This window comes from Bacillus sp. AFS041924, assembly GCF_002577195.1.
Classification (GTDB): Bacteria; Bacillota; Bacilli; order Bacillales; family Bacillaceae_G; genus Gottfriedia.
The window spans coordinates 20,226-32,710 of the sequence record NZ_NULG01000002.1; the positions used below are offsets into that span (position 1 = coordinate 20,226).

Consider the following 12,485-nt stretch of genomic DNA (forward strand, 5'->3'; position numbering starts at 1 on the left):
GAAGAAGCAATGAACAATCTTTGTCATATGTTATGCAACAAACTGGTGCGATAGTTGAAGATCACGAGTCACAAAAGTGGCTCGTTTTTTATGTGTGCCAGGCATGTTCATCAACTTGACGGTGAAAGTCCGTTATGGGCGTTGAGATATGCGAACAATTAGTTGAAGGCAAGGATGTTCATGGCGACATGAAATCTGAAGGAAGCCCTAGACAAAATCTCGGTCTGAGGTACACGAATCACATTCGAGGTTCCTATTTTAGGATGAGTCTGCATAACAAGACAAAACTCTCCGAATCATCAGGCATTGGTCAATAAAAGACCAAACTGAAAAGCTAAATCAAATTCTTAGAGGTCATTATAACTACTATGGAATGGCTGGTAATCTTTGGACAATAACTAAAATCTATAAAATAACGGAACGTTACTGGAGAAAAATGTTAAGTAGTAGAAGTCAAAAGAGTTATATAACTTGGGAGAAATTTAACTAGATTAAATCGGTTTTTCCTCTAGAGCGACCTAAATTTTCAATTCCATTTTCGGAATTGAAGATGTACGCAAAACTGTGAAGCAATCTGGGGCTGTTGACAAATAGCTGTTCAAAGCAAAAAGAAGACGAATCACTACTGCATATAGTGATTTGTCTTCTTTTCTATTGCTATATTTTGTATGAATAGGACTAAAAAGTAGTTTGTCAACAACCCCTTCTGTGGCTCTTTTTTTATTGATGACAAAAATATATATAATTAATTCACTTTCATTTGTTTGAATTTTGGTAAAATATATATATGTAAGGGAGGTATTCAACTTGATAGTATTAAAAGAAGTCACTATTCAAAACTGGTTTAACATCGTTATGCTGAGAAGTGGTAATGATCAAGAGAATAAAATTTTCGAAAAAAATATTGCATCCAATTGTTTTTCTTTAGCACAGTCTAGTATAGAAGGAAATTGGGTAACTAAAGCTATTTATTATAATGAAACACTAATAGGATTTACTATGTATGGTTATTCAGAAGAACTACAAGGATATGAAATTTGTAGATTTATGATAGATTTTAACCACCAAGGTAAAGGGTACGGTAAAGAAGGATTAAACTTAGTAATACGAGAAATGGTAAAGCATTTTAAATGTGAAGAGATACTATTAAGCTTCCATCCAGAAAATGAAAAAGCAAAAAAACTATATGTATCAGTAGGATTTCAGAATACTGGAAAGGTTGTTAAAGGTTTCGTTGATGAGCATATATATTCTATAAAAACTAAGTAGTACATTTAATATTTTCGAGAGTCTACTATATAAATAGTAATTAAGAAAACCAACATAATTTGTTGGTTTCTTTACATCCATCGAATTAGCTTATTCAAAACGCAGTGCGTTAGGTGAACAAGGTCGAAGGTATTAAGGATTTATGAACGAATATAAATAATAAGCTATTTGTTCATCATCATAAAAAAATTTAAAAACGAGGCTAACATGGATGAAAAAAAGCACAAAGCGCGTGATTCAAATTGGAGGGCTAGGAATTTTTATTCTTTTCCTAGGCATTACATGGTTTTATCCGTATTCGTTTTTTAGTCTGAAGAAGTCGGTAACCTATGAACCGTATGGTGTTGCGGTCAAAGACTACAAAAAAATGGTCAATGAAGTTAAACAAACGGTTGAACCAAACGACCCTATCCAACCAATTCTCAATTTATACGAGCAAAACTGGTTAATGAGCGAAAAAAACGTATCGATGACGGTTGAAGACATTGATGAGATGTTAAAAAAAGTGAAAGAAGCAAGAAGTAGTCTGATTCAATTGGATTTAGGGACGATTTCACCATATGAAGTAGAGGATCGAAACATTTTACTTGGTAATTGCGACTCATTTAAAAAACACATGGAAAACATCAAAAAACATAAGACGCATACGAGAATGAAAATAAACAGGGAATACCATAATCTAATGGCAGGGTTTATGACGAGTGTGCATGTCTTTGTTGAATTTTATGAGATCTATGAAAAAGACGAAGAACACACGGAATAAAAACATACATTTATTTGTAGATGTTCTTCAACGCATGCGCTTGTTGGCTAATGATCGATATATTCGTCGGTCATTTCTTATTTTGCTAACTGAGTGATTACAATAAAAACTAGGATTTTTTGAATAAGAATAGAATAGTATTAAATATTGATTTTGGAAGTAAGGAGAATGTATGAAAAGATTAATAACTTTTTACGTTTTAGCTTTATTTCTAATTGTGACTGTTGGCTGCGCTAAAGAAGATACACCTGTAACGAAAAGTAAAGTTGATACTGAAAATGAGAATAGTCACAAAAACCAACTATTTTATTTCGGTGAGGGTGAACATTGGTTTGGAACATATACAATTTCCAAGGTAAAATCATCTAATTTCGATTCTTTGTATATCCAATATATAACGGATCGCAATGCTTCTGTTGATGAGCAAACATCCCCAAAAATAGGTAAGATCGAATATGTATTAACGATAGGCGATGAGTCTAAGAAAAGTAGTTTTCCATTAGCTTTGAAAGGAATTGGTAATTATCATACAGCTAGTGAGGTTAATGCAAAAATATATGACCGTATCAGTGACGCACCAGACGAAATTACATTAGAGGTAAAATGGTTAAATCATAAAGAAACAATTAAACTCACAAAACAAAATTAATTATTAATACAAGTTTTCTTATTCAACTACCATGGGAGTACGATATAAACTTCCATTCACTGTTGTGAATCTGAGGATTCATGTTTGGCTAACGCAATGCATTAGTTATATAAGAAAAAGCAAAGACTACAATTTTTGTGGTCTTATTTTTTGTTCAAAAATCAACAATTTACTTTAACAGAGTCATTATTTAAAAATAAATGAGATTCGTCTTTGCCAAAAAAACGTCACAAGTTAGTAAAGAAAAAAGCTAACTTTACCGATATATAAATATAGACCAGTTATTTTAGATTCTATTAGAAATATTGTTCTCTTTTTTAGGTAGATGATTTTTCATTCTCATCTCTAGTATTTCATTTACTAGTTTTTCTGAACAGTCTCGTAGATTTTATTTTTATTTGATATTAACTTTTGCATTAACAAGTCTAAAAATGGGGGGTGGGCAGAAAATTAAATTTTTTATATTTTTTAAAGAAAGAAAGGAGGAACGTTGCCTAATTGATTGAAAAAATCGTTACTTTAACTGGAGACCAAACAGCAAATTTAATTGATGGCAACGGGATTGTTAGATGTTTTTGAAACTAAGGAAAAATGTATTTAAGATCGGTATGATTCTAGCTATACTAACTAGTAGTCTATTTTTGGGAGTAAATAGTAGTAAAGCTACTACTACAAAGACCGGTGAAGTTACGGCGACTTCTTTATATATGAGAAAAGGACCAAGTACTGCATATAGCAAAGTAATGACATTAAAAAAAGGATATAAATTATCAATCATTGAGAGTAAAAATGGTTGGTATAGGATTAAGTATAGTAATAAAGCGGGCTGGGCATCAGGTGCTTATATTAAAGTAGTTAAGTCTACTTCGTCAGCTCCGAAAGTATTATTCGCTGGTGAAACAACTGCATCATCTCTAAATGTAAGAACGAGTTCAAGTACAGCAAGTAAAGTATTAACAACTTTAAAAAAAGGTACAAAGATTTCTGTATTGGAAAAGAAAGGTACTTGGTACAGAATAAAAACAAGTAAAGGAGATGGATGGGTAAGTTCGAAGTATGTGAAAAAGACTGTTGCAGCAAAACCATCGGAAGAAAATATAGTTAAGCCTCCGACATCTGAGCCACCAAGTGAGGATACTTCAACATCAAGTAGCCAAGATAAAATGGGGATCGTCACTACTTCCGCATTAAATGTAAGAACTGGACCTTCGACTACTTTTGAATCGATTAAGACACTTACTAGCGGAACCGTAGTATCAATAAAAGCAGAAAAAGATGGATGGTATCAAATTGAAGTTGGTGCTATTACTGGTTGGGTAAGTGCAAAATACATTCAACAAGACAATGAGGATATGAAACTAGAAAACTTTATTCTAGTTATTGATCCAGGGCATGGTGGAAGTGATCCCGGTGCAACATTTAAAACTAGTAACGGTGATGTTTATAAGGAAAGTATGATCGTCTTAAAAGTATCACAGTTTTTAAAAAGTTACTTACTTGAACTACCAATCCAAACATATTTTACTCGAGAGACTGACGTTTATCCAACACTATCACAGCGAGTAACGTTTGCGAAAACTAAAAAAGCTAATGCCTTTATAAGTATTCATACTAATGCAACTTCCTCACATTCTGGAAATGGAACTGAAACGTATTATTATGGTGAAACAAAAAATTCTTCTACAATTTCTCCAACAAAACTAGAGGATAGTATGACACTTGCTGATACTATACAAAATAGACTAGTTGAAAAATTAGAGTTAAAGGATCGTGGCACGAAAAGCGGAAATTTCCAAGTAGTTCGCGAATCAACAATGGCTTCAATTTTAACTGAATTAGGCTTTATTGATCATCCAGCAGATAATATAAAACTAAGTGATGCTATCTGGCAGCAAGAAGCAGCAAAAGGGATTTATTTAGGAATACTAGATTACTTAAGTGTTCAAGGCTATAACGTAGATTCATATTATTTATACTAATTAATGGGGCTCTCCTTAAGTCGTTAAGTAACGAGTGGAGAGTCCTTTTTCTGTATTTTTTCATAAAAATTCTTAGAAATTGATAAGAATTGACAAAAATCATCAGAAATAAAATTATATCAAGTCTCGATATAATGAAATTGAAAAGTAATAACTCAAAGAGAATTAAATAAGAAAATAATTAGTAGGTGAGAAGAATGAACGCAGCTCTATTTGAAGAAATTCAATGTATATGCTGGGAGAATGGCTGGACAAAAACAGACTTAGCTCATAGGTCAGGTATTCATATTAGTGAAATAAGCCGTATATTAAATCATAAACGTTCGCTTACATTGAAATATTTGGATGCGATTACAAAGGCTATTGGGTTAGAGGAAGGAGCACTTTATTCGCATTTTACGGAAGAATGTTTTAATGAAGAAAAAATATTGAACAAGCATAAAAGTGTACAGTTTTTGTTTAAATGCTTCATGAATGGATATGAGGAACAGTGTCAAAACCTGATACAAATAATGACAACAGAAAAATTAGACATACGAACAGACTATTTGAATTACATTTTTTTCGTTGCTGAAGAGCTTTTTAAAGTTGGAAATGAAGAAAAAGCATTGATTTTGTACGAAGTCATGATTAAAAACGATTGCAAGGAAAATTTAGAACAGTTGGCAATTAGTTATTTTAGGCGTTTTTATATTTTAAGAATGACAGAGAATGGTCAGAATGCACTGACACATGTATTGGAGTATTTGTTTTGCCTGCCAAAAAAAGTAAGGATGGATGCTTATTTATGGATTGCAGCATTCTATTATAGACGTGAGAAATGGGAAGAGGTGCTATACTACGCTGAACGATTAAGAAAATTAATTAAAAGCGGAGAGTATTATGGGAGAGCTCTTATGTATAAAAGTTTTGCACTTGCACGTCTAGGGAGCTCATTAGAAGAAATAATAGAAATAACAGAACAATATGCTCAAGTTAATGATCATTTTGCTGATCTGGCAATCGGAAATCGATTTGCTTCTTATTTAGACTATGGACAGCTTGAATATGTAGATCAATATCTTAATTGGTTAGAAGATAGAGAGGATGTGTATGTTGGTTTACCAAAGGTACTTGAAGCATTTATTCACTTGAATCGATTAGATGATGCTAAAAAAATCTTAGTTTTATATAAACACACAATTGATGAATTGGCCGTAGATGTAGAACCATGGATAAAACAAAAGATGCATTTGGATTTTCGTTATGCATATGCATTTTATCAATGTGAAAGCTTACAGCTTCCAAATGGATTAGATGAATTACTGGATGTAGCTTTTACAGCAAATAAAATTGGAAATTTGGAAAGATTTAATAAGTGTTTATTAATTTACTGGAGATATAAGCAACATGCGACTTCCGAGCAGATCAATAAGTATATTCAATTATTAAGTATTAATGGAATTAAGGATCTCGTGTAATTTTGCGTAGTTTTAATTTATTTGAAGAATTTGAGATTGTGTGAAGAGAGTAAGAGAAATAAAAGTTCGAAAAAAAAATAAATTTGACGTAATTTTCAGAAAGTAAAATTGTATCAAGTTTCAATATAATGAACTTATTAAGAAAAGAAAGTAGGGATAGTAGTTGAAAAAGAAAATGTTTAGAAATGTTACAACATTAGCATTAACAACAGGACTTATAAGCACAACGATTACACCAATCTCCTTTTCGCACCAAGTTCATGCACAAGCAACTTCAAAGATTGAACAAGCATTAGCAAAACTTACTCCGCAACAGCGTGAGGCAATCAAACAATTGAAGCTAAGTGAGAAAGATGGGCTTCAATTGTCTCCTGACATCGACCAAACAAGTGATAAGCTTACTTCTGTCATTGTCGAGTTTAAGGACAAGCCTGGACAGACTGCAGTATTAGAAGCAGAATCTGATGGAGTTACTCTAACAGCAGAAGATGCAAAAGAAAAAGTAGATGCTTCTCATGAAACGTTCCAAAAAGACTTAAAAACAATTTTTAGCAGTGAATTAAAGGCGAAGAAAAATCCATATTCAATTAAACGATCATATAAAAAAGCATTTAATGGAGTTTCTATGACTCTACCAGCTAACAAAGTAAAGTCGCTACTTAAATCTAGCGCAGTAAAAGCTGTCTGGAGCGATATGCAGGTTCAAGTAGAGCCACCTTCAATTAAAGAGACGGCAACAAAGCAAGCAGCAACTCATACGATGGTTACATTCCCTGGCGTTGAAAAGCTTCACCAAGAAGGCTTTACAGGTAAAGGGGTAAAAGTCGGAATTCTTGATACGGGAATTGATTACAGTCACCCAGACTTAAAAGGTGCTTTTAAAGGTGGTTACGATTTCGTCGATAATGACAATGACCCGATGGAAACTTCATATGCTGATTGGAAGAAGTCTGATCAGCCTGAATTAGGCTCAAGCGGAGAAGCTTACTACACTGAGCATGGTACGCACGTGGCCGGGATTATTGCGGGGCAGGCGAAAAACAATGCAGATTTTGCTGTAGAAGGTGTTGCACCGGAAGCTGATATTTATGCTTATCGTGTTCTGGGACCTTACGGATCAGGTTCTACATCTGCAATTTTGGCAGGTATTGATAAAGCAGTATCAGATGGAATGGACATCATTAATATGTCACTTGGAGCAAATTACAATGATCCATTATATCCTACGAGTATTGCCGTAAACAATGCTGTACTTGCGGGAGTAACAGCAATTGTCGCAGCAGGGAACTCTGGGGACAGAATGTATTCACTTGGGGCTCCTGGTAATGCTCCATTAGCAATTACAGTAGGTGCAAGTGACACGTCTGTTACAATTCCAAGTTTTTCAGGTGCATTGCATCATTCAACAGGCGATATACCGGTGGATTTAAAGCTAGCTGCTCAAGGTTTAACTGATAATGTAGCTGACTTTGACGGGCAAACTTTACAAATGGTGAATGTATCATTTGGTGGTGAGCCAAGTTACCTTAAGCGTGAAGCGGATGGTAGTTATTTACCAATCGATGTAAAGGGAAAAGTTGTGCTTGCGCAACGAGGTAGCTTTGGAATTACTCAAATCATAGCGACAGCTAAATCGCATGGGGCAAAAGCTGTTGTTTTATATGACGCAGATCAACCATTGGGAGATGTATACCTTGGAGACGCTTATGGCTTACTTCCGACATTTTTATTGAGTAACGCACAAGGAAAAGCCCTCGCAGCTAAATTACCTCTAGGTGCATCAGCAGGTATACCTTTAGACTTTACATTTAGTAATATGAAACAAACAGTGACTGTGGGCGATAAATTAGCGCCATTTAGCTCTCGTGGTCCATCGCGTGTGTTATATGATATCAAACCTGAAGTAACGGCACCTGGTGTATCTGTTTTCTCTACTGTTCCTTCTTATATGCACGGGGCAGATCAAATTGGGAACTATCAATACGCATATGAGCGTTTATCTGGAACATCAATGGCAACCCCTAACGTTGTTGGAGTAGCAGCATTATTAAAGCAAGCTCACCCAGATTTGTCTCCTTCAGATATTAAATCAACACTTATGAATACAGCAGATCCATTATCTGATAAATACAGTGTATATGAAGTTGGTGCAGGGCGTGTAAACCCATATGATGCTGTTCATGCTCAAACGGAAATTCAAGTAAAAGATAAAACTTCAACTGTAAAAGATAATGCAAGTAATAATGGGTCAACTACTTTAGCAAGTAAAGGAATTAAACAAATTAAAAACATTACTGGTGCATTGAGTTTTGGAGAACAAGCTGTCTCTGGTAAAGATCTAACAGATCAACGCTCTATGACTTTATTTAATAAAAGCTCTGTTGATAAAACATATGATGTAAAAGTTCAATTCCAAAAATTGGACGGACGATTCACAAATGACTCTAGAGCAACCCAAGATGCTGCTGCAAATGGCGTTACATTAGATGTTGAATCATCTATAAAAGTAAAACGATATAGCAGTGCGAGTATGGATGCTACAATCAACATTCCTAAAAACGCGAAACTTGGAACGTATGAAGGGTATGTCGTATATACAAACCAAAAGGATCCTAATGAATCATATAAAATTCCATTTGCTATTCATACGGTAAAAGAAGGAATTGACCATGTTGCGGGAAATCCACCTACGTTTACGACTGCGGTAGAGGCGGGGTATAACGGAATAAGATGGTCAATCGGTCTTAACTTCCAATTAAATTCTCATATGCGTACGATGGATTTATTCCTTGTCGATCCGAAAACGAACAAAGAAATTGGCTTCCTTGGTACTTTGGACGGCATGGGTGCGGATGAGAATATTGAATATTATTTAAGGGGTGCAATGAACGAAGGTTTTTATTATCCATTAACGGGGAATCCAGATCAACCAATTGCATATGATAAGGAACAAACTGCACCAGGATTATACAAAATCAAGCTCGTAGGAACAAATGATCGAGGAAAAACCTTCAGCGCAGACGCTCCTGTTTACTATAGCGTTACCCAGCCTACACTCAATCTTAGCTCGGAATCTGGTATCTATGAATATAGCCCTGAACAGCAAGTTGTATCGTTAACAGGTTCCGTCTATGACCCTGATGTGGACGAGATGAAAGCCGGCGGTATCAATGCTTCTCAAGGAAATAATAAAGTTTTCTATTCGGTTCCTAGTAAACTATTAGGAGGGGGGACTGTTTCGGTTCCGGTGAACAGTGACGGCAATTTTACCGCACAAATCCCGCTGAACAAGACAATCCAACCGTTTAAAGTGGATATGTATGCGGAAAACATGGCGACAGTACAGAACTACTATGGCCATAAATCCCTATACTACGTGAAACAAGGCACACCGTATGGAACAGCTATCGCTGATAAACAAAATGTAAAAGCGGGCGAAACGGTGACAGTTACCCTTTCCATGAACAATATGGTAAATATGAAGCAAGCCGTGTATTCATTTTTCGATCAAAGCTTATCGAATGCTGAGTTAGTAAGTATTAAACTAAATGCAACATTGAAAGGAAAAGTAGATATTCAGACAGTGAATACAGATGTAGAAGTAAACGGAAAAATGGCAAATAGAACAGATATTACTGCAACATTAATTGGTGATGCAGCTCAAACAGGAGTTTCCGGAAAGGTTCCAATGGTAGATATAACATACAAAGTGAAAGATGACTCTGACAGTGTAAGCCTAGGTTTAGCACAGTTCAATGTATCGTACACAAATACGGATAGCACAACGAAATCCTCTTTTGGTATTAGTCTTCCTTATCAGGTGGAACGAAATTACTCCTTCATGAAATCATGGGTTTATGGAGAAGCATTTATGATTCCTCAACTTGATGAGCCATCAACATTGGATTATGTAAAGGCAGGCGCAAAAGTCAAAGTGACAGATGAAGCAGGAAAAGAATATCCAAACACGTTTGGAAGTAATAGTGGTTTCCCTTGGCATTTTTCATCTAATCTGCCGTTAACGGATAAACCATTTACACTAGAGGTAGATATTCCGGGACATTTCACTGTTAAGAAAACCTTTACGATCGGGCTCAAAGAAAATGGGAAAGTGAAACCTTACTCGAAAGCACTCTATTATGAAAATGCACCTGCTGGAGACGTAAATAAAGATAATGTCATAGACGTAAAAGATGCGATATACATCCAAACATATTGGGATACAAATAAGCGTGATGCTGACGTTAACTATGATGGCGTTGTTAATACTAAAGATATGCAATATGTTATCAATAACTATTTAATGCAAAATCCATGGAATGACAATTCACCAAAAGCAGCTACAAAATATAAGAGCAAAACATTGGATGATGTTTTAGAGGCACTTGGTTTGGAGTAGTTAATAGGAAAACTAGTAAATCGGTAATCATTAATTGGTTACCGGTTTTTTTAGTGCTGAATTTTCGTAAGGTAGAAATACGAACAAAGTGTGTACTTTATTGATAAAGTTGTGAACTTCGTTGATAAAGCACGTATTTTTGTTGATAAAGGAGTGAACCTTGTTGATAAACTGTTTATTTTCGTTGATAAAATAGTCAGAGACCTGTTTATTTCACTGAGAGAATGAGAAAAATAACTTGATGCAGGTTAATTCTGACCGAATTTACTAATTCAGTAAATAAGATTATTTTTATTGGATTAATAAACGTTGTGATACAATGGATAAGTCATTTTTGAACAAATATATGAAACAATCGTTAGTATTAATGATAGAAAATAGAAAGTAAGGTAAATTTAATGAATAAATTTTCTAGTTTAGGTTTAAGTGAAGAATTAACGGAGTATTTAACTGAATTAGGTATACTTGAGCCGACTCCAATTCAAGAAAAAGCAATTCCGATTGTATTTGAAGGCAAGGATTTAATAGGCCAAGCACAAACAGGGACTGGTAAAACATTTGCATTCCTATTTCCAATTCTTGAAAGAATTAATTTAGAACTACCACATACTCAAGCATTAGTAGTTGCTCCAACAAGAGAGTTAGCTCTTCAAATAACAGCTGAGGCTAAAAGGATTGTTAGTGAAGATTTCGGAGTACTTGCTGTGTATGGTGGACAAGACGTCGAACAGCAAGCAAGAAAATTAAAAAGTGGTGCACATTTAATCATTGCAACACCTGGTAGACTTTTAGACCATTTAAGAAGAGGAACAATAAAATTAGATAAAGTTGATTTCCTAGTACTTGATGAAGCAGATCAAATGTTACATATTGGTTTTTTACATGAAGTTGAAGATATTATCAATCAAACGCCGGCATCGAGACAAACATTATTATTTTCTGCTACGATGCCAGATCAAATCCAATCTCTTGCAAAACGTTACATGAAAAAACCAGAAGTTATTAAAGTAAAAGCGAAGAGAATTACACTAGATGAAATTGAACAATTAATCATTGAAACAACAGATCGTGGAAAATATAATGCATTATTGAGTCAAATAAAAGAAACAGAACCATTTCTAGCGATCATTTTCTGTAGAACAAAAAGAAGAGCTAACAAGTTAAATGAACAGTTAAAAGGAAAAGGACTATTATCAGAAGAACTTCACGGAGATTTAACCCAAGGAAAACGCGAAAAAGTTATGAAATTGTTTCGTGAAGCTAAAATACAATATCTTGTAGCAACAGATGTAGCAGCTAGAGGAATTGATGTTGATGGAGTAACTCATGTATTCAACTATGATATCCCGTTAGATACAGAAAGCTATGTACACCGCATTGGAAGAACTGGTCGTGCAGGAGATACTGGTACCGCGATAACATTTGTTACACCAAAAGACTTTCAGGATATGAAAATGATTGAAAAAGAACTTAATCTTTCAATTAAGAGAATAGAAATGGAAAGAGTTGAAAGAACAGAATACGAAGGAAGTTCTGGTAGAGCAGTAAGATCAAGAAGTGCAGGCAGAGCGGAAAGATNNGCAGAGCGGAAAGATCAGGAGATGCAAGCAGAGCGGGAAGAACAGGAAATACAGGCAGAGCGGAAAGAACAGGAAATGCAAGCAGAGCGGAAAGATCAGGAAGTGCAAGCAGAGCAGGAAGCTCAGGAAATGCAGGCAGAATGGAAAGATCAGGAAGTGCAAGCAGAGCGGAAAGAACAGGAAGTGCAAGCAGAGCGGGAAGATCAGGAAATACAGGCAGAGCGGAAAGATCAGGAAGAACGGGAAGTGCTGAAAGAACTGAAAGGTCCAGAAATGATGGGAAATCAAGAAGTGTAGGAAGAGCACGAAACGAAGGAAGATCTGGTAGGAGAGGGAGATAAAATTAAGAAGGCCTTCTCTTCTTTTAAACCTTAAAACTGAAATAA

7 protein-coding genes are annotated in these 12,485 nt (G+C 35.1%); all 7 read left to right on the plus strand.

The annotated features are described in order from the left end of the window. The first annotated feature begins 807 nt into the window (after nucleotides 1–807). The 7 genes from COC46_RS00385 (at nucleotide 808) to COC46_RS00415 (ending at nucleotide 12,396) form a co-directional block, all read left to right on the plus strand. Complete coding sequence (locus COC46_RS00385; protein WP_255294769.1) at nucleotides 808–1,269, plus strand: GNAT family N-acetyltransferase; 462 nt, start codon at nucleotides 808–810, stop codon at nucleotides 1,267–1,269. Nucleotides 1,270–1,480: 211 nt separating this feature from the next. Then, nucleotides 1,481–2,032: a hypothetical protein gene (locus tag COC46_RS00390; RefSeq protein WP_098807806.1), complete on the plus strand. Its 552-nt coding sequence runs from the start codon at nucleotides 1,481–1,483 to the stop codon at nucleotides 2,030–2,032. A gap of 172 nt (nucleotides 2,033–2,204) precedes the next feature. Then, nucleotides 2,205–2,681 carry a hypothetical protein gene (locus COC46_RS00395; protein WP_098807807.1) on the plus strand — a complete coding sequence of 159 codons (477 nt, stop codon included), beginning with the start codon at nucleotides 2,205–2,207 and terminating at the stop codon, nucleotides 2,679–2,681. Between the two features lie 569 nt (nucleotides 2,682–3,250). Then, on the plus strand, nucleotides 3,251–4,660 hold the full coding sequence (locus COC46_RS00400; protein ID WP_098807808.1) for an N-acetylmuramoyl-L-alanine amidase family protein: 1,410 nt from the start codon (nucleotides 3,251–3,253) through the stop codon (nucleotides 4,658–4,660). Between the two features lie 197 nt (nucleotides 4,661–4,857). Next, a complete protein-coding gene (locus COC46_RS00405) occupies nucleotides 4,858–6,120 on the plus strand; it encodes a helix-turn-helix domain-containing protein (RefSeq protein WP_098807809.1) in 1,263 nt (420 codons plus the stop codon). 163 nt (nucleotides 6,121–6,283) lie between these two features. Continuing rightward, a complete protein-coding gene (locus COC46_RS00410) occupies nucleotides 6,284–10,519 on the plus strand; it encodes a S8 family serine peptidase (RefSeq protein WP_098807810.1) in 4,236 nt (1,411 codons plus the stop codon). A gap of 398 nt (nucleotides 10,520–10,917) precedes the next feature. After that, nucleotides 10,918–12,396, plus strand: a complete 1,479-nt coding sequence (locus tag COC46_RS00415) for a DEAD/DEAH box helicase (RefSeq protein WP_098807811.1) — start codon at nucleotides 10,918–10,920, stop codon at nucleotides 12,394–12,396. The last annotated feature ends 89 nt before the right edge of the window (nucleotides 12,397–12,485 follow it).

Excerpts from the sequence above, each read along its gene's own strand:
- COC46_RS00395 (WP_098807807.1), top strand. The coding sequence starts at position 2,205 with ATGAAAAGATTAATAACTTTTTACGTTTTAGCTTTATTTCTAATTGTG.
- COC46_RS00405 (WP_098807809.1), top strand. The coding sequence starts at position 4,858 with ATGAACGCAGCTCTATTTGAAGAAATTCAATGTATATGCTGGGAGAAT.
- COC46_RS00400 (WP_098807808.1), top strand. The coding sequence starts at position 3,251 with ATGTTTTTGAAACTAAGGAAAAATGTATTTAAGATCGGTATGATTCTA.
- COC46_RS00390 (WP_098807806.1), top strand. The coding sequence starts at position 1,481 with ATGAAAAAAAGCACAAAGCGCGTGATTCAAATTGGAGGGCTAGGAATT.